Raw genomic sequence first — 17,251 nt, forward strand, 5'->3', positions numbered from 1 at the left:
CCGGCATATCCTGCGGAGCCCGGCCATGCAGCGCCTGTTCGTGATGTTCCCCGACCGCGGGCCGGGCATCGGCCTGCTGTGGCTGCGGCTGTGCGTGGCTGCTGCGTTGTGCACGCCGGGCACGCACGCCGCGGGCTGGCTGTCGGCGCTGTGCCTGCTGGCGGTGGCAATGCTCGCGCTGGGCGTACTGACGCCGCTGGCGGTACTGCCGGCAACACTGGGCCTGTATGCACAGGCACTGCCGTGGCCACTGGTGGTGTTGCCGCTGGCCTTGCTGGCGCTGGGCCCGGGTGCCTATTCACTGGATGCGCGGCTGTTCGGTCGTCGCCGGCTCGGCCATCGGCCTCCCCCATTCGGGTAGGTGCTGGCCTCGACCGACGGGGGTAGGGCATCGCCCGGCGTACACGCACCATGGGCCACCCCTTCGCGGCGCCCCACATGGCCACTGTTTCCCCGTCGGCTTCGCCTGCTGCATCGCTGGCCCCGCACCAGGCGGCGGCATTGCAGCGCGCCCTGCGCTACGTCGACGAGCATCTGTCACAACCGTTGCGGGTGACCGAACTGGCGCAGGCCGCCTGTGTCAGCCGTTTCCATCTGGTGCGCCTGTTCCGCAGCGGCACCGGTGCAAGCCCGCTGCGCTACGTGCGCCGTCGCCGCATCGAACGTGCGCGCCAGTTGTTGCCGGTCGCGCAGCTGCCGATGTCCTGCCTGGCGCAGCAGCTGGGCTTCTTCGACCAGAGCCATTTCGTCCGCAGCTTCCGCGCCGAGACCGGCTGCAGCCCCGGCCAGTACCTGGCCGGTGATGCCGCCCTGTTGTTGCCCCCTGATCGTGTTTCCAACGGAGTCCATCCATGAGCCTTGCCACCGCCACACCCGCCCCGGCCCTGCTGTCGCCTACCGACCATGCCCTGGTGCTGATCGACTTCCAGTCGCAGATGGCATTCGCTACCCACACCATCGACATCTCCGCGCTGCGCAACAACGTGTCGCTGATCAGCAAGGGCGCCAAGGGCTTCAACGTGCCGGTGCTGCTGACCACCGTTGCCGAAGCGTCGTTCTCCGGCCCGATGTTCCCGGAACTGCCGGAGATCTTCCCGGGCCAGCCGGTGTTCGACCGCACCTCGATGAACACCTGGGAAGACCAGCCGGTGATCGATGAGATCAACCGCATCGGCAAGCGTCGCCTGGTCCTTGCCGGCCTGTGGACCAGCGTCTGCATCGTCGGCCCGGCGCTGTCGGCGCTGGCGCAGGGTTTCGAGGTCTACGTGATCACCGATGCCTGCGGCGATGTCAGCGAAGAAGCACACGAGCGTGCGATCACCCGCATGGTGCAGGCCGGTGCGGTGCCGATGACCAGCGTGCAGTACCTGTTGGAGCTGCAGCGTGACTGGGCGCGTGGTGAGACCTACGACCTGACCACCGGCATCGCCCGCGACCACGCCGGTGGCTATGGCATCGGCATCCAGTACGCCAAGCGCATGTTCGGCGCGCAGGAAGGCGGGCACTGAGCATGCTGGCTGGCCATGGCCTCGACCTGGCCCTGCTGATGCTGCGCGTGGCAGCCGGGGGATTCCTGCTGCCACACGCGCTGGGCAAGCTGTTCGGCTGGTTCGGTGGCCCCGGGCTGGCCGGCTTCGCCACCGAACTGCGCGGCTTCGGCCTGCCAGCGGTGGCACCGCTGCCGCTGCTGCTGGCCCTGCTGCAGGTGCTGTCAGGGCTGGCCGTGCTGCTGGGCTGGCAGACCCGCGTCGCCGCGCTTGCAGCGGCGGCCTTCATCGGCTTCACCGTACTGTTGGCCCTGCCCAAGGGCTGGTTCTGGATGCGCGGCGGCAGCGAGTACCCGTTGATGTGGACCACGGTACTGCTGGCCCTCGCGCTGACCGGGCCCGGCGCCTGGGCACTGGACGGCCAACGCCTTCCGGGAGACCTCGCATGAGTCACGATCCACTCGATCACGGCCGCCGCAACGTGGTGCTGGCCGGCAGCGCCGCGGTGGCGCTGGGCCTGGCCGGCCGTGCCGGTGCCGCACTCGATTCCACTTCCAAGGAGCGTCGCATGAGCACGCTGGTCATCCGCAATGCCCGCATCACCACCCTTGACCCACAGCAGCCGCATGCACAGGCGCTGGCCGTGCAGGAAGGGCGCATCGTTGCCGTCGGCAGCGACGAGGAGATCATGCGTGGCTGGGGCAATGAAGCGACCCTGATCGACGCCCAGGGCCGGCGCCTGCTGCCTGGCCTCAACGACAGCCATACCCACCTGATACGTGGTGGCCTGAACTACAACCTGGAACTGCGCTGGGACGGCCTGCGTTCGCTGGGTGATGCCATGGACATGCTGAAGGCGCAGGTCGACCGCACGCCTGCACCGCAGTGGGTGCGCGTGGTCGGTGGCTTCACCGCCACCCAGTTCAACGAGAAGCGCCTGCCCACGCTGCAGGAGCTCAACGACATCGCGCCGGATACGCCGGTATTCCTGCTGCACCTGTACGACCGGGCGCTGCTCAACCGCGCCGCGTTGCGCGCCTGCGGCTATACCAAGGACACGCCGGATCCGCCGGGCGGGCAGATCGTGCGTGATTCGCTCGGCAACCCGACCGGGCTGCTGCTGGCCAAGCCCAACGCGCTGATCCTGTACGCGACCCTGGCCAAGGGTCCGAAGCTGCCGATCGAGTACCAGGCCAATTCGACGCGCCACTTCATGCGCGAACTGAACCGGCTCGGCATCACCTCGGTGATCGACGCCGGCGGTGGTTTCCAGAACTACCCCGAGGACTACCAGGTCATCGAGCAGCTGCACCGCGATGACCAGCTGACCGTGCGCATCGCCTACAACCTGTTCACCCAGAACAAGGGCAAGGAAGTGGATGACTTCCGCGGATGGAGCGAGATGCTGCAGCCGCGGCAGGGTGATGACCTGCTGCGCCACAACGGTGCCGGCGAGATGCTGGTGTTCTCCGCGGCCGACTTCGAGTTGTTCAACGAGCCGCGCCCGGAACTGCCGCCGGAGCTGGAGCCGGAACTGCACGATGTGGTGAAGCTGCTGGTCGAGAAGCGTTGGCCGTTCCGCATCCATGCGACGTACGACGAGAGCATCACCCGCATCCTCGATGTGTACGAACAGGTCAACCGCGAGGTGCCGTTCGATGGCCTGCACTGGTTCATCGACCATGCTGAGACGATCACGCCGCGCAACATCGAGCGCATCCGCGCGCTGGGCGGCGGCATCGCCGTGCAGCACCGCATGGCCTACCAGGGCGAGGCCTTCGTCGAGCGCTACGGCGTGCAGGCCGCGCGGCATACACCGCCGGTCAAGCGCATGCTGGCCGAAGGCGTGCCGGTCGGTGCCGGTACCGACGCCACCCGCGTGGCCAGCTACAACCCCTGGGTGGCGTTGTCCTGGCTGGTGACCGGACGCACCGTGGGCGGGCTGGCCCTGTATGGCGATGAGAACCTGCTCGAACGCGAGCAGGCGCTGCGCCTGTGGACCCAGGGCAGCGCCTGGTTCTCCGGCGACGAGGCGGTCAAGGGCACGCTGAAGGCCGGCCAGCTGGCCGACTTCATCCTGCTCTCGGCCGATTTCTTCCGCGTGGATGATGCGCAGATCGCCGACATCACCAGCGTGTTGACCGTGGTCGGTGGCCGCATCGTGCATGCCGACGCCGACTATGCCGGGCTTGCGCCGCAGCTGCCGCCGGCGATGCCCACCTGGTCGCCGGTCAACAGGTTCGGTGGCTACCACGTCGGCGGTACCGCCACCGGATTGGCCGCCGCGCACCATCACCATCACGGTGTGGCCTGCAGCACCCACGGCGCGCACGGCCATGCGGCCCGGCATGCTGCACCCACCGACGACCTGACCGCGTTCTGGGGCGCGATGGGATGCTCGTGCTTCGCGTTCTGAGCCTGGCGCTGCTGGCCGCACCCTCGCTGGTGCAGGCCTGCGACGGCGGCCGCTGCAGCGACGCGGGCGACGGCCAACTGCAATGGGAGGCGTCGCTGCGCGTGCGTGGGCTGTACTACGACCCGAGCCGGTTCGGCATTGGCGGTGGCGAGGATGGCTATGGCCTGCTGCGCGCGCTGGCCTCGGCCACCTATGTGGAAGAGACCTGGCAGGCGAAGCTGCAGCTGGGTGTGCATGGTGAAAGTGGCAAGGCCGGTGGCCCTGGCCGTACCGACCGCAGCGCGCTGGATGTGCAGCAGGCGTATTGGCGCTGGCAGCAGGGCGCGTTCCATCTGCAGCTGGGCCGGCAGGAAGCCGGCTATGGCAGCTCACGGCTGCTGTCGGTGCGCGATGGGCCGAACATCCGCCTGGCGTTCGACGGTGCACGTGCAGGCTGGAAAGGCCGCTTCGGCACGTTGGATCTGATGGCGCTGCGTCCGGTGGAGAACCGGCCGGGCGCCTTCGATGATCGCGGCGAACACGGCGCCCACCTGTGGGGTGCCTATGCCACCACGGCACGTGGACAGGGTGCGGGACAGTGGGATATGTACCTGCTGGACTACCGCCGCGACGGCGCGCGCTTCGCCGCAGGCAGCGGTACCGAACGTCGGCACACTCTGGGCACGCGCTGGTTCGGCCAGGCCGGTGTACTGGACTGGAACAGTGAGCTGGTGGCGCAGGGCGGTGAACTGCGGACGACCGCCGGCACGCTCGATATCCGCGCCTGGACGCTGGCGACCGATACGGGGTGGCGCTGGACCAACCTGCCGCTGCAGCCGCGGCTGGGGCTGAAGGCCGACATCGCCAGTGGCGATGGCAACCTGCATGACGGCCGGCTGGGAACCTTCAACGCCTTGTTCCCGAAGTCGGCCTATTTCAGCGAGGCCAGCCTGCTGGCCCCGGCCAACCTGATGGACATCCAGCCGACCCTGACCCTGCGCCTGCACGACGCGGTGACGACGGAGCTGGGCGTACAGATGGCGTGGAAGCATCGGCGCGCCGATGCGGTCTACACCACGCCGGCACCGCTGGTGGCCTTGCCGGGCAGCGCCGGTGGCGCGCGCCGCATCGGTAATCAGTACAAATCCGAAACCCGCTGGCAGGCCGGCGAACACTGGCAATGGCAGCTGCAGCTGGCCTGGGTCGACGCCGGTCCTGCGCTGAAGCAGGCCGGAGGCCAGGACACGTTGTTCGCCTCGATCGTTGGAGCATGGCAATGGTGAACGCAACCGCGTCGCAACCTTCCGCACAGGCCGCAGGCGCCTGGTCCCCGCTGAAAATCCGGATGTTCCGCTCGATCTGGCTGGCGATCCTGGCCAGCAACATCGGCACCTGGGTCAATGACGTGGCCGCCGCCTGGGTGATGGCCGAGCGTACCGGTTCGCCGTTGATGGTGGCCCTGGTGCAATCGGCCACCACGGTGCCGATCGTGCTGCTGGCACTGGCCGCCGGAACCCTGGCCGACATCGTCGACCGCCGCAGGTACCTGCTGGCCACCCAGGGCTGGATGCTGCTGGTCGCGGCGGTGATGGCGGCACTGACCGCGATGGACATGCTGACCCCGCAACTGCTGGTGCTGCTGACCTTCTGCATGGGCTGCGGTGCGGCGATGGCGATGCCGGCACAGGCGGCGATCGTGTCCGAACTGGTGCCGCAGCCGATGCTGGCTTCAGCAGTGGCGCTGAACTCGATCGGCATCAACATCGCCCGCTCGATCGGCCCGGCCATCGGCGGCGTGATCGTCGCCCAGCTCGGTGCGGTCTGGGCGTTCGGCTTCAACGCCATCACCTTCGCCGCGATGCTGTTCGTGGTGTGGGGCTGGAAGCGCGACCCGAAGCAGTCCAGCCTGCCGCCGGAAGGCTTCGGTGCCGGCCTGAAGGCGGGCCTGCGCTATGCCAGCCGTGCCGGACGGTTGCAGGCGGTGTTGATCAAGTCGGTCGGCTTCTTCTTCTTTGCTGCGGCAATGAATGCACTGCTGCCGGTGGTGGTGCGCGGCCAGATGCAGGGTGGGGCGGGGCAGTACGGCATGCTGCTCGGCTGCATCGGGATCGGTGCAGTGGGTGGTGCGTTGCTGCTGCCGAAGCTGCGTGCGCAGATGGACCGTGACCTGCTGGTGCTGCTGGCCACCCTGTCGCTGGCGCTCAGCCTGGTCGGGCTGGCGCTGACCCGCAGCTGGTACGTGCTGCCATTGGTGATGCTGATCAATGGGTTTGCCTGGATCACCGTGCTGTCGTCGCTGCAGATTGCCGCGCAGACCGCAGTGCCAGCGTGGGTACGGGCGCGTGCACTGGCGCTGTACATCATGGTGTTTTCCGCTGGCATGGCGGCGGGTGGCCTGAGCTGGGGTGCACTGGCGCAGCGCACCTCGCCGGAGCTGGCCTTGCTGGTGGCTGCCGCGGGTGCGGTGATCGGCGGATTGCTGGTGTGGCGCGTGCGCATTGCCGGTACTGAAGACCTGAACCTGCGCCCGGCAGGACACTGGCCGGCACCGGAACTGTCGGTGCCGGTATCCAACGATCGCGGCCCGGTGCTGGTGACCATCGAGTACCGCATTGACGATGCTGATCGCGCCGCGTTCCAGGCGCAGATGCGCGCACTGGGCACGATCCGTCGCCGCGATGGCGCTGTGGTCTGGGGTGTGGTGGAGGACGTGGCCAGCCCGGGCATCCACCTGGAGTATTTCGTGACCCCGTCGTGGCTGGAACATCTGCGCCAGCACGAACGCATCACAGCCGATGACAAGGCGATCCAGGAAGTGCTGCGCGGGCTGCATCGTGGCGAACGTGCGCCGGTGGTGCGCCACTTCGTGGGTGGGCATGACCCGCTGCCGAAAACCGGTGTCCCGCACCACCACAGCGATATCTGACGTTCTCGTGGTAGAGCCGGCCGCTGGCCGGCTGCGCTGGATCGCGATGGATGATCGGGTTGCCGGCCAGCGGCCGGCACTACCGAAGGGGCGGCGGCACCATTACGGCGCCGCCGCGGCACATCAGCTGCGTGCGAACGCCAGCAGGTCGGCGTTGAACCGGTCGGCGTGGGTGACGGTCAGGCCGTGCGGCGCTCCGGCGTACACCTTCAGTTCGGCGTCCTTGATGATCTGCGAGGACAGCTTGGCCGAGGCATCGAATGGCACGATCTGGTCGTCATCGCCATGCACCACCAGCGCGGGCACATCGATCTTCTTCAGATCCTCGGTGTAGTCCACCTCCGAGAATTCGTGCACGCAGTCGTACTGGCCCTTGACGCCGCCGAGCATGCCCTGCAGCCAGAACGAATCACGCATGCCCTGGGTAACGCTGTTGCCGTCGCGGTTGGCGCCGAAGAACGGCGTGGTCAGATCCTTGAAGAACTGCGAGCGGTCACCGCCGGTGCCCCTGCGGATGCCGTCGAAGACGTCCAGCGGGGTACCGGCCGGATTGGTGTCGGTCTTCAGCATCAGCGGCGGCACGGCGCCGACCAGCACCACCTTGGCCACGCGCTTGCTGCCGTGGCGGCCGATGTAGTGGGCCACTTCGCCACCACCGGTGGAATGGCCGACCAGGATCGCGTCCTTCAGGTCCAGCGTCTCGATGACCGCAGCGAGGTCGTCGGCGTAGGTGTCCATGTTGTTGCCGTCCCAGGTCTGGCTGGAACGGCCGTGGCTGCGACGGTCGTGGGCGATCACGCGGAAGCCGTTCTGGCCCATGAACAGCATCTGCGGGTCCCAGGCATCAGAGGACAGTGGCCAGCCGTGCGCGAACACGATCGGCTGGCCGTTGCCCCAATCCTTGTAGAAAATGCGGGCGCCATCGGCGACGGTGACGTAATTGCTCATTGCAGGTTCCTTGGCGGAAGGGAGGGAAGGTACTGGCAGCGGTGCCAGTGCCTTCGGCAGTACATCGCAGCGCACATCGGACGGCTTGCACGGCTGTGCTGGATTGCCCGGGCTGTGACGTATATCGCTCTGGCATGAAGCGGCCACCGCGCCGACGATGGCGGCAGCCTGGTCGAGGAGCCCGCGATGCCGAGACTGCGATGCAGCCCGCTGTTGTGCCTGCTGCTGGCCACGGCAGCGCAGGCACAGAGCAATGTCTACAAGTGCGTGGATGGACCGCATGCGGTGTACCAGCAGACGCCCTGCCAGGGACGTGCGGAATGGCGTTGGGAGGTGCCGGCGGAGGCGTCGCTGTCGCGTGGACCGGTGCCAGAGGCAGCCAGGACGGCCAGTGCGGTTCCGGCTCGACCTCGTGCCGCGCGGGTGGGACGGGCACGGGCCGCGCTGATACCCATCAGCGCGGATCCCGGCGCCTGTGAGCGTGCGCGGCAGCAGCGCGGGAAGGTGCTGGCCAAGGCCAAGCGCCTGGACTTCGTACAGCGTCGGCAGCTCGATGACGCGGTGTACGACGCGTGCCGCTGAATCCCGTAATGCTGGAAACGACAACGGCGCCCTGGGGCGCCGTCGTGCGGGACTACTGGGCGCTGGCCTTCAGCGACCGTCGCTGGCGGCGGCGGGTGCCGGCGAGGGCACGCTGTCCGGCTTGGGCAGGCTCAGCTCCGGGTTGCCCTGTTCGGCCTGCAGGATCTGGATGCGGCGTTGCAGGGCGTCCAGCTGGCTGTTGGTGCTCTGCACATCGGTGCTGAGGCTCACGGCCTGCTGCTGGGCCTGCTGCAGGGCGGCGCTGACCTGCGCCGACTGCGCCTGCTGCTGTTCCATTTCCTGCTGCAGGGTGCGCAGGCGTTCTTCGTTGTAGGCCACCAGGCGCTCGGTGTAGCGCTTGCCGGCTTCCAGGCGGGTGGTGTCGATGTAGACCTGGGCCAGCTGCTCGGACTGCTGCGCGAAGGTGCGGTAGACACGTTCGGCGTTGTCCACCGCGTCGGTCTTGATCACCCGCCAGAAGTTCTTCTCCTGGAACAGCGCGACGTAGTAGGTCAGGGTGTTGGCGTTGAACAGCAGGCTGGCGCCGTAGTTGCCGTTATAGGTGGTGCGCAGCTCGGTCAGCTGGCGCGCATCCATCAGCTGCTTGAGCTCGTCAACGGTGTTGCGCACCACCGGCGCGCTGCGCGTGGCCGGCTCGGCGGCAGCGTCGCGGTCGCCACGTGCAGCCATCGCCGCCGGTGCCACCAGCATCATGGCCACGGCCAGCAGTGCCGCGCCGCGCGCGTGCCGGGCGAAGACCGCGCCCCCTGAAGTTTCTCGCATGTCTAGACCATCCACGGATGAGTGTGGGTTGAGATGAAGGTGGTTCCCCGCCGGGAGTCTAGCATGGGCGCGGGCGCCGCCAAGGGCGCCCGTCACGGGTCAATAGACCAGCTGCGCGGCGCTGCACTGGATCGATTGCACGTTGACATCGGTTCGCCCCAGTTCCAGCCCCAGCACGCTAGCCAGCAGGTTGGTCAGCAGGGTGCCGACACTGTTGAGGACCGGGCGCAGCGCGGCCAGGATCGGCTTCAGCAGCGTACACAGCAGCCCGCTGCAGCTGACACTGCCATCGGGGTTGGTGACACCTGTTCCTCCGGCACCATCGAGGAAGCCGGCCGGTGCGGTCTGGATGTACGAGGCCAGGTTGTTGCGCACGCAGCCGTTGTAGTCGATCAGGTTGCCGAGCAGGCTGTCGCAGCGGTTGATCAGCAGGCCGCCGACCAGTGAGCCGAGCAGCCCGTCGAGCACGCCAAGGCCCTGGCCGGTGACGGTGACATTGAACGCATCCCAGACCGGCCCGTCCTTGTGGCAGGTGACCAGGTTCAGCAGGCCGCAGGCGTAGGGCAGGCCACCGGGTACGTTCCAGCTGTTCAGCGGCGCCAGCTGCCGGCTGGGGTCGCCATCGCGCAGCAGCGGAATCAGCTTGTTGACGTCATAGCGCGTGTTGGGCGGAAAGGCCGCCTGCAGGTAGCGGTCGGCCAGTGCCTTGGCCGTGTCGTTGGCGCTCATGCCCTGTTTGGGCGAGCTGAGCATGCCCGACAGCACCCGCAGCAGTTCATTGACCAGATCCGACACCGCGTTGCCTACTGCCAGCGGGTTGATCCGGGTCGATGCAGTCTCGCCGGCGGCCAGAGTCAGCTTCTGCGAGCTGGTCAGGGCGGGCAGGGTGATCTTGTCATTGATCAAGGGTTGTCCGAGCAGCTTCAGCAACTGCTCGTTCTTCAGGGTGGCGTCGCAGACATTGCTCTTGGAGAAGCGTTGCGCCGGGTCGACATTGCCGACACAGGCGCGCAGCACCGACGAATCGACCTGGATGGTGGCCTTCTGTGGGCTGGCGCCGCATTGGATGCCGGTCAGCGTGCCCATCGCATTGGCGACATCGACATGCAATGGCAGGTGCAGGCGCGTGCCGAGCAGATTCAGCAGCGGGCCCACCGCGAACAGGTTATTGCTGTCCACGTCTACCATCAGCCGCACCTGGGCGTTGTACGCGCGCGTGCCGACGCCGCCGATGGCGATCGAGGGCGGCTCCACCACGCCGGCCTGGATGTTGATGCCCAGCAGATCCAGTCCCTTCACCGCCACGCCATTGCCATCGTTGGCGATGGAGATGGCGGTACTGATCAGGTTGAGCACGTTGACCTTCGTTTCCAGCGCGCTGCCGACGGTGCCATCGGGTGAGACAACCTCCGCGAACAGGCCACCGCCGCCGGACTGGCTGCCCAGCACGATGTTGAGCTTGTTGATGTCCAGCTGGGTGGCGACCAGGTCGGACAGGGCGCGCAGCTGCACGCCCACGGTGGTATCGCGGCCGACCACGGTGGCCGTGGCATCGACCAGCTGCGCCAGCGAGATCTTGTTGACCGACAGCAGGCGATTGAAGTCGGCCACGCTGAGATTGGCGGTGACCGGGATGTTCAACGCCTTGAGCAGGCCCGACGGGGTGATGTTGGCCTGGGCCAGACCGTCATAGGAGAGCACGGTGGCGTTGGTGACATCCAGGCCGACCAGGCGCAGGGTCGACAGCAGTACCGAGTCGCCATTGGTGCGCAGCAGCTGCGAACCGACCGCGAATACCGCAGTCGGTTCGGAACGTCGGGCTACCGCCTGCACGCTGACGGTGGGCAGGCTGGTGTTCTGGCCGAAGAACGGCAGCACGCTGCGCTGCGCGACCACCTGCACCGCATTGCGCGGATTGGCGGCGTCGACGCTGGTGATGAAGCGGTTCGTGGTGGCGCGTGTGGCGCTCCAGTTGCCGCAGCGGATCTGCAGGGTGCCCGGGAACTTGTTCTGGGTGACTGCACTCTGCCGTGCTGCGCTGTTGTCGCTGTTGTCCGAGGTGCACAGCTCCAGTCGTTGCGCACCGGCCAGCGCGGCCAGGTCGGCGACCTTCTGCGCGTCACGCTTGGCCCAGAACAGGTAGCCGATCTCGATCAGGCCCAGCATTGCCAGCAATGCCAGCATGACCAGCATCATGGTGACCGACATGCCACCGCGCGGGCGGTTGAAACTGAACTGGCGTGGGCGTTTCATGGCCTACCTCAGCGTCCGGATGAGGATGTTCCCTTGGACTTGGCGACATCGGTTTCAAAGAAGTCCGGGATCTCGTGTTCGAAACTCTTGATGTAGCGGGCATAGCTCAACGTGGCCTGGTCGCCGAGGATCGGCAGGCGCTGGCCGGCCTGCTGGCCCGATGCCTGCAGGCGGAACAGGCTGCGGGCGGTATCGCCGATCTGGCTGCGTGCAGGGCGGACCACCGGTGCGGCGGCATCAGTGGCGGCGATCGCCGCCGGCATCGCGGCAGGTGCCGGCGGGGCTGGCGCGGACAGGTCCACAGTCGTCAGCGCCTCGGACTGCAACGGTTGCGAGGCCGGTGCGGGGCTGCTGCCGCCGAGCATCTGCCCGGTCAACGGCTGTTGCTGCGCCTGCGCGGTGCCTGCAATCAACAGGCAGGCCAGCACTGGCAACAGGCGTCGGGTCAGGAGCGTTGCGGTCATGGTGTGTTCCCGTTCGGGTGATCAGAGGTGCTGAAGCGTTCCAGCATCGAAGGCGGCAGGCGCTGCGGATCGCGCTCATCGCGGGTCTCGCGGCGCGGCTCGACGGCCAGTCGTGTGTTGCCTGCAGTACTGCTGGCGACGGCACGCGGCGGTGGCGGGGCGGTTGCCGAGGCTGCGGTTGTGGCCTGGCGCTGCTGCAGGCGGGTGCGGATCTGCGCGGCCTGCTGCTGGATGCTGCGCCGTGTGTCCTCGTTGAGGTTGGCCTGCTGGGCCAGGCGCTCGGCGGTGGCGGTATCGCCGCGCAGCACGGCCCACAGGGCGAGGTTGGCGGTGGCCTTGGCGTTGCCCGGGGACAGTTCCAGCGCCTTGGCCAACGGCTCCCGCGCCTGTTCGAACTGGCCGGCCCGCAGGCGCGCGTAGCCGAGGTCGCCCAGGTAGTCGGTGTTCAGCGGTTGCAGTTGCGTGGCACGGGCCAGCGCCTGTTCACTGCCGGCATCGTCATCACGGCGCGCGGCGATCAGGCCAAGCCCGTGTGCGGCCGCGGCGGCCTGGGGGCCACTGGAAAGATCGCGGTACAGGGCGATCGCTGCGTCGGCCTGGCCGGTTTCGCGCAGCGCATCGGCCTGCAGCAGGCGCAGCGCCGGCGGATCGCCGTAGCGCTGGCGGAAAGCGTCCACGTGGGCCAGCGAGGCATACCAGGCGCCCTGCAGCTGCATGCGCCCGATCAGTTCCAGGTAGGCGTTGCGGCTGTCCTGCGGCGCCGGTTCGGGTGCGGCCAGGCTGGGTGCACGCAGGTACTTCGGCGTCGTCGACGCGCAGCCGCTGGCAGCGGCGGCGAGCACAAGCAGCAGGCAGGAGGTGCGCAGGGCAGGCATCAGGGCGATCCCATCTTGGACATGGTGGTGGCCAGCGCGACCAGCGCCGGGCCGGCAAGGACCAGCATCAGCGCTGGCAGCAGAGTCAGCATCATCACCACGGTCATCTTCACCGAGAGCTTGCCGACCTTTTCCTTCAGTGTGTTGCGACGCTGTTCGCGCAGCCGGATGCTGAACTGCCGCAGCGGCTCCTGCACCGCGCCGCCATGCGCGTGCACCTGCAGGATCAGCTGCATCAGGCTGGTCAGGTCATCGTCGGCATAGACTTCGCTCAGGCGCCGCAACGACTGCGCGCGCGTGCGGCCATGGGTGTAGGCGACGTTGGCCTCCTGCAGCTCGGTGCCGAGTACCGGCAGCGCATCGCGCAGCTTGTCGCCCAGCGTCTGCAGGCTCTGGTCCATGCTGAAGCCCACGCCCTGCAGCAGGCGCAGCAGGTCGATCAGCAGCGGCAGCTCGTTGTCGACCGCACGCCGGCGCCGCTTTACCCAGGAGGAGAGAATGAACTTGGGCAGCAGCAGGCCCGCGGCGAGCGCACCAATCATCATCATGATCCTGGCCCACCCCGTGACGCTGCTGAACGTCAACGCCAGCACCAGCACCAGCACGGCCAGCAGCAGGCGCAGGCCGAGGTAGATGGCGGTACCACGGCGGGTGTTCCACCCGGCCAGATCCAACAGCAGGCGGTCTTCATTGGCCAGCAATGCCGTTTCCAGGCGACCGCCACTGAGGGCGCGGCCGAAGCGTTCCAGCCAGCCCAGCGAATCGCGCCGTGCAGCTTCGGTGTCACGGGACTCTTCGCGCGGCTGCAGGGCCGTCTTCAGCGTGGCCGTTGTACGCTGCTCACGATGGCTGCGTATCCAGCCGCCGATACCGAGCAGGGCGACGCCGGCGGCCAGTACCAGAAGGGAGAGGGCGAACCAGGCGCTGGCGCTCATCGGTCTTCTCCAGGGGAGTGGTGGTCGTTCATAGCGACTTGGCCAGGCGATACAGCAGGAAGCCACCGGCCAGCTCCATGCCCAAGGCAATCAACAGGATCTTGTGACCGAGTGGGTCGTGCAGCACCGGCTGGAAGAAGTCCGGGCTGGCGATCGCCATCAGTACGGCGCAGGCCGGTGGCAGCAGGCCCAGCACCCAGGCCGACATGCGCGTCTCCGAAGTCGTCGCTGAAAGCTCCTGCTGGGCCTGCTCCAGGTCGCGCATGAAATCGCCCATGCGCTGGAGGATCTGGTCGGAGCGGCCACCGATGCGCACGCTGACACCGATCACTACCGACAGCACCTTCAGCACATCCATGCGATAGGGATGGGCGGCCTGTGCGAGCGCGCGGTCCAGCTCCATGCCACTGCGCGCGAAGCGCACCGTGGTGTCCAGCAGGCCGCGCAGCGGCGCGCTGGTCTGCATCGACGCAACCTGGAACGCGGCCTGCAGGCTGTTGCCCAGTGCGGTCAGCCGCACCAGGTTGTCGAGGAAGTCCGGCAACTGGTGCAGCAGTTGCGCACGCAGTTTCGTGGTCCGCCGCATCACCCACAGCCAGCAGCCCAGCAGGTACAGCAGCAGGGTCAGCGGGAACATCCATGCGGTGCCGAGCCGCAGTGTTGCCACCACCGCAAGCACCAGGCCGGGTACCAGCAGCATGATCGGCAGCTTCCAACCCGTCTGCAGGCCTGCGCGCTGCAGCAGGCCGTCCAGTGGCAGCACGCGTCGCCCGCTGCCGGCGGGTCGCGCAGGATCGTTGGCCGCGGTGACGGACGGTCCGGCAGGTACCCCGCCGCCGGCACTGCCACGCGCCAGCTGCTGCTCGGCGTGCTGCATCGAGGCCTGGCGCTGTTCGCGGCTGCTGGCCGTGCCCCACAGCCAGACCGCCAGCGCCACCAGCACCGAAATGATGCTCAACACGCCCAGCAGCAGGCCGGTGCCCATGCTCAGAAGTCTCCGTACAACGATTCGCGCAGCTGCTGGCGGAACGGCTCCAGCTTGTGCGAATGCGGATGGAAGCCCAGCCCGATCCAGCGATCGGTCTCCTTGCCGCTGCCGTCGATCTGCAGCTCGTGGCGGAACATCTCCTGGGTGGTGATCAGGTTGTCGCTGACGCCGGTGATCTCGGTGATCGAGACCAGCACACGGCGCCCGCTGCCCAGGCGCGAGATCTGCACGATGAAATCGATGGCACTGGCGATCTGCCGGCGCAGGCTGTCCTCGCTGCCCTGGAACCCGGCGAACCCGGCCAGCATCTCGATGCGGTACAGGCAGTCGCGCGGCGAGTTGGCATGGATGGTGGCCATTGAGCCGTCATGGCCGGTGTTCATCGCCTGCAGCATTTCCAGCACCTCGGAGCCACGTACCTCGCCGACCACGATACGGTCCGGGCGCATGCGCAGGCTGTTGCGGACCAGGTCGCGGATGCTGACCGCACCGTGGCCCTCGGCGCCGCCGATGCGGCTTTCCAGCCGTACTACATGCGGGTGGTTGAGCGACAGTTCGGCGGTATCTTCGACGGTGATCACGCGCTCGTTCGGGGGCACGTAGCTGGCCAGTGCATTCAGCAGCGAGGTCTTGCCCGAACTGGTGCCGCCGGACACCAGGATGTTGCAGCGGCCCAGCACCATGGCCTTCAGCAAGGCCTGCATCGGCGCATCGAAGGTGCCCTTGGCCAACAGTTCGTCGGGGGTGAACGGATCCTTGCGGAACTTGCGGATGGAGACCATCGGCCCGTCCACCGCCAGTGGCGAGATGATCGCATTGAGGCGGCCACCATTGGGCAGGCGCGCATCGACCATCGGATTGGAGTCATCCAGGCGGCGGCCGAGCGGGGCCAGGATGCGGCGCAGGATGCGCAGCAGGTGCGTGTCATCGGTGAAGCGCTGGGTGGCGCGCTTGAGCTGGCCGCCCTGCGAGACGTGCACGTCCTTGAAGCCGTTGATCAGGATGTCTTCGATGGACGGATCGTGCAGCAGGTCGTCCAGCGGCCCGAAGCCGGTCAGTTCCTTGACCAGCCCTTCGGCGACCACCTGCATCTCTTCCTCGTTGATCGGAATGCGCCATTCCTGGATGAAGCCCACGGTCTGCACCTGCACCCAGCGGGCGATGGTGTCAGGGGCCCAGGAATCGATGTCGATGCGCTCGTCCTCGATGCTGTTGAGCAGGTGCTCATGTGCGGCCGACAGCACCTTCTGGTACTGCTCGGTCTGCGCGAACGGCTGGTGGCCCGGTGTACTGTCGGGCGGCACCGGGCGGGTGGCGGCATGCGGGAACGGGGTTACCTTGTCTTCCATTGCGATCCACCCAGGGCAAGGGAGAGTCTTTCCCGCAGGCCTTGCGCCTGGACCGGGCAGGCCGCCGGGTCCAGGCGCGAGACGAGCGGGGCGAGGGCACGCAGATAGGGGTCGCGCGGCGCGTCCTGCAGCAGCAGGTGGCCCTGGCTTGCGGCCAGGCGCACGCGCGGGCGCTCAGGCAGAGTGGCCAGCAGAGGCACCTCGAAGCGGCGCGCGATCTGCTCCGGGCTCATGCCGCTGCTGTCGTCGTGGCGGTTGATCACCAGCTGCAGGCGTTTTTCGCGTTCGCGTTGCCCGGCCAGATGCTTCAGGGCCTGGTCGAGCGACACCAGGGTCGCGATCGAAGCGTCGGTGACCAGCCAGATCTCGTCCGCCTGGTCCAACAGCAGCGGTGGCAGCTGCCGCAAGGGGCAGCCACCGGCATCGCACAACACGCTGGCGAAGACGCCGCGCAGGCGCTGCAGCAGCGCGCCGGGATCGGACGGCGGTACCGCATCGCTACCGCTCGCACGGTCCAGCAGGACCAGCCCGGAATCGTGACGTGCCATCGCGGTGCGGGCGAGGGTGGCATCAATGCGGCTGGCGTTGCGCAGTGCGTCTTCGTAGTGGAAGCGGCTGTCCAGGTTGAGGTACAGCGCCAGATCGCCTGAAGGCTGTGCCAGCTCCATCAGCAGGCCATCCTGCTGCAGGGCCTCGCCCTGGGCGAGCGCGCGCGTCTGTTGTGCCAGCACCGACAGGTGCGCGGCCAGGGTGCTGGTGCCGACGCCGGCACGCACGCCCAGCAGCACGATCAAGCGTGCCTTGTGCGCGTGCTGTGCTGCGGCGGCCGGCCGTGGCGACAGCGCCCGGCGCAACGCTGCTTCGATGCCGATATTGTCGCTGTCCAGGTCCAGCACGTCGCGCAGTCCAACGCGCAGGGCCATCACCACGCCTTCCACCTGGCCTGCGCTGGTGGCGCCGACTGCAACCAGCATCAGGTCCGGTTCGGTCTGCTGCAGCTGCTGTGCAAGCACGCTTGAGGCGGCCGCATGCTCCGGGCGGAAGTCGAGCAGCACCAGGCTCTGCGGCCCTCGCTGCAGGTCCTGTGCAGAGGTCGGGGTACTGCTGTCCTGCCAGTGCAGGGTGGTGGTCGGCGGCAGCTTTGCCGCCAGCCGGGGCAGCAGTTCGCGATCGATTCCGTACAGGACCAGGTTCATCGGTGGTCCTTGCGGATGCAGCGGCTGGGCGGTGGCGTAGGGCATGGGCGTGGTATCGCAGGCATCATGG

General features: G+C 67.7%; 17 protein-coding genes. 8 read left to right on the forward strand and 9 right to left on the reverse strand.

The features are described 5' to 3' along the window. Positions 1-25 precede the first annotated feature (25 nt). From VPH47_RS08510 to VPH47_RS08540, 7 genes are all read left to right on the forward strand, one after another. Complete coding sequence (locus VPH47_RS08510) at positions 26-361, forward strand: hypothetical protein (RefSeq protein WP_110712614.1); 336 nt, start codon at positions 26-28, stop codon at positions 359-361. A gap of 77 nt (positions 362-438) precedes the next feature. Further along, positions 439-855 (forward strand): helix-turn-helix transcriptional regulator, encoded by a 417-nt coding sequence (locus VPH47_RS08515; protein WP_368850511.1) that lies wholly within the window; start codon positions 439-441, stop codon positions 853-855. Next, on the forward strand, positions 852-1,508 hold the full coding sequence (locus tag VPH47_RS08520; protein ID WP_110712612.1) for a hydrolase: 657 nt from the start codon (positions 852-854) through the stop codon (positions 1,506-1,508). Before VPH47_RS08515 ends, VPH47_RS08520 begins: the two co-directional genes overlap by 4 nt. A gap of 2 nt (positions 1,509-1,510) precedes the next feature. Beyond that, positions 1,511-1,936, forward strand: a complete 426-nt coding sequence (locus VPH47_RS08525; protein ID WP_049398467.1) for a DoxX family protein — start codon at positions 1,511-1,513, stop codon at positions 1,934-1,936. A gap of 119 nt (positions 1,937-2,055) precedes the next feature. Continuing rightward, positions 2,056-3,903 carry an amidohydrolase gene (locus VPH47_RS08530; protein WP_368851574.1) on the forward strand — a complete coding sequence of 616 codons (1,848 nt, stop codon included), beginning with the start codon at positions 2,056-2,058 and terminating at the stop codon, positions 3,901-3,903. Beyond that, positions 3,882-5,165 (forward strand): alginate export family protein, encoded by a 1,284-nt coding sequence (locus VPH47_RS08535; protein ID WP_368850512.1) that lies wholly within the window; start codon positions 3,882-3,884, stop codon positions 5,163-5,165. Before VPH47_RS08530 ends, VPH47_RS08535 begins: the two co-directional genes overlap by 22 nt. Next, a complete protein-coding gene (locus VPH47_RS08540; protein ID WP_110712609.1) occupies positions 5,159-6,808 on the forward strand; it encodes an MFS transporter in 1,650 nt (549 codons plus the stop codon). The genes VPH47_RS08535 and VPH47_RS08540 overlap by 7 nt, the downstream gene beginning before the upstream one ends. A 123-nt stretch (positions 6,809-6,931) precedes the next feature. Here VPH47_RS08540 and VPH47_RS08545 read toward each other — a convergent pair whose 3' ends face one another. Then, on the reverse strand, positions 6,932-7,756 hold the full coding sequence (locus VPH47_RS08545) for an alpha/beta fold hydrolase (RefSeq protein WP_368850513.1): 825 nt from the start codon (positions 7,754-7,756) through the stop codon (positions 6,932-6,934). Positions 7,757-7,942: 186 nt separating this feature from the next. Here VPH47_RS08545 and VPH47_RS08550 point away from each other — a divergent pair, with 186 nt between their 5' ends. Next, on the forward strand, positions 7,943-8,338 hold the full coding sequence (locus VPH47_RS08550) for a hypothetical protein (protein ID WP_153855562.1): 396 nt from the start codon (positions 7,943-7,945) through the stop codon (positions 8,336-8,338). A 69-nt stretch (positions 8,339-8,407) separates the two neighbouring features. Here the strand turns inward: VPH47_RS08550 and VPH47_RS08555 are convergent, their stop codons facing one another. The 8 genes from VPH47_RS08555 to VPH47_RS08590 form a co-directional block, all read right to left on the reverse strand. Then, positions 8,408-9,121, reverse strand: a complete 714-nt coding sequence (locus tag VPH47_RS08555) for a DUF2968 domain-containing protein (protein WP_153855561.1) — start codon at positions 9,119-9,121, stop codon at positions 8,408-8,410. A 99-nt stretch (positions 9,122-9,220) separates the two neighbouring features. Next, on the reverse strand, positions 9,221-11,374 hold the full coding sequence (locus VPH47_RS08560; protein ID WP_368850514.1) for a TadG family pilus assembly protein: 2,154 nt from the start codon (positions 11,372-11,374) through the stop codon (positions 9,221-9,223). Between the two features lie 8 nt (positions 11,375-11,382). Beyond that, positions 11,383-11,838: a DUF3613 domain-containing protein gene (locus VPH47_RS08565; RefSeq protein ID WP_312590824.1), complete on the reverse strand. Its 456-nt coding sequence runs from the start codon at positions 11,836-11,838 to the stop codon at positions 11,383-11,385. Beyond that, entirely contained in the window at positions 11,835-12,713 is an 879-nt protein-coding gene (locus tag VPH47_RS08570; protein ID WP_110712603.1) for a Flp pilus assembly protein TadD, read from the reverse strand. The genes VPH47_RS08565 and VPH47_RS08570 overlap by 4 nt, the downstream gene beginning before the upstream one ends. Further along, positions 12,713-13,648, reverse strand: a complete 936-nt coding sequence (locus tag VPH47_RS08575) for a type II secretion system F family protein (protein ID WP_110712602.1) — start codon at positions 13,646-13,648, stop codon at positions 12,713-12,715. The genes VPH47_RS08570 and VPH47_RS08575 overlap by 1 nt, the downstream gene beginning before the upstream one ends. Before the next feature lie 28 nt (positions 13,649-13,676). Further along, a complete protein-coding gene (locus VPH47_RS08580) occupies positions 13,677-14,633 on the reverse strand; it encodes a type II secretion system F family protein (RefSeq protein WP_110712601.1) in 957 nt (318 codons plus the stop codon). Positions 14,634-14,635: 2 nt separating this feature from the next. Next, positions 14,636-15,985, reverse strand: a complete 1,350-nt coding sequence (locus VPH47_RS08585) for a CpaF family protein (RefSeq protein WP_368850515.1) — start codon at positions 15,983-15,985, stop codon at positions 14,636-14,638. After that, complete coding sequence (locus tag VPH47_RS08590; RefSeq protein WP_110712599.1) at positions 15,970-17,226, reverse strand: fimbrial protein; 1,257 nt, start codon at positions 17,224-17,226, stop codon at positions 15,970-15,972. The genes VPH47_RS08585 and VPH47_RS08590 overlap by 16 nt, the downstream gene beginning before the upstream one ends. Positions 17,227-17,251 lie beyond the last annotated feature (25 nt).

This window comes from Stenotrophomonas sp. WED208, from assembly GCF_040984485.1.
Taxonomy (GTDB): Bacteria; Pseudomonadota; Gammaproteobacteria; order Xanthomonadales; family Xanthomonadaceae; genus Stenotrophomonas; species Stenotrophomonas riyadhensis.

Excerpts from the sequence above, each read along its gene's own strand:
- VPH47_RS08510 (WP_110712614.1), top strand. The coding sequence starts at position 26 with ATGCAGCGCCTGTTCGTGATGTTCCCCGACCGCGGGCCGGGCATCGGC.
- VPH47_RS08515 (WP_368850511.1), top strand. The coding sequence starts at position 439 with ATGGCCACTGTTTCCCCGTCGGCTTCGCCTGCTGCATCGCTGGCCCCG.
- VPH47_RS08520 (WP_110712612.1), top strand. The coding sequence starts at position 852 with ATGAGCCTTGCCACCGCCACACCCGCCCCGGCCCTGCTGTCGCCTACC.
- VPH47_RS08525 (WP_049398467.1), top strand. The coding sequence starts at position 1,511 with ATGCTGGCTGGCCATGGCCTCGACCTGGCCCTGCTGATGCTGCGCGTG.
- VPH47_RS08530 (WP_368851574.1), top strand. The coding sequence starts at position 2,056 with ATGAGCACGCTGGTCATCCGCAATGCCCGCATCACCACCCTTGACCCA.
- VPH47_RS08535 (WP_368850512.1), top strand. The coding sequence starts at position 3,882 with ATGCTCGTGCTTCGCGTTCTGAGCCTGGCGCTGCTGGCCGCACCCTCG.
- VPH47_RS08540 (WP_110712609.1), top strand. The coding sequence starts at position 5,159 with ATGGTGAACGCAACCGCGTCGCAACCTTCCGCACAGGCCGCAGGCGCC.
- VPH47_RS08545 (WP_368850513.1), bottom strand. The coding sequence starts at position 7,756 with ATGAGCAATTACGTCACCGTCGCCGATGGCGCCCGCATTTTCTACAAG.
- VPH47_RS08550 (WP_153855562.1), top strand. The coding sequence starts at position 7,943 with ATGCCGAGACTGCGATGCAGCCCGCTGTTGTGCCTGCTGCTGGCCACG.
- VPH47_RS08555 (WP_153855561.1), bottom strand. The coding sequence starts at position 9,121 with ATGCGAGAAACTTCAGGGGGCGCGGTCTTCGCCCGGCACGCGCGCGGC.
- VPH47_RS08560 (WP_368850514.1), bottom strand. The coding sequence starts at position 11,374 with ATGAAACGCCCACGCCAGTTCAGTTTCAACCGCCCGCGCGGTGGCATG.
- VPH47_RS08565 (WP_312590824.1), bottom strand. The coding sequence starts at position 11,838 with ATGACCGCAACGCTCCTGACCCGACGCCTGTTGCCAGTGCTGGCCTGC.
- VPH47_RS08570 (WP_110712603.1), bottom strand. The coding sequence starts at position 12,713 with ATGCCTGCCCTGCGCACCTCCTGCCTGCTGCTTGTGCTCGCCGCCGCT.
- VPH47_RS08575 (WP_110712602.1), bottom strand. The coding sequence starts at position 13,648 with ATGAGCGCCAGCGCCTGGTTCGCCCTCTCCCTTCTGGTACTGGCCGCC.
- VPH47_RS08580 (WP_110712601.1), bottom strand. The coding sequence starts at position 14,633 with ATGGGCACCGGCCTGCTGCTGGGCGTGTTGAGCATCATTTCGGTGCTG.
- VPH47_RS08585 (WP_368850515.1), bottom strand. The coding sequence starts at position 15,985 with ATGGAAGACAAGGTAACCCCGTTCCCGCATGCCGCCACCCGCCCGGTG.
- VPH47_RS08590 (WP_110712599.1), bottom strand. The coding sequence starts at position 17,226 with ATGCCCTACGCCACCGCCCAGCCGCTGCATCCGCAAGGACCACCGATG.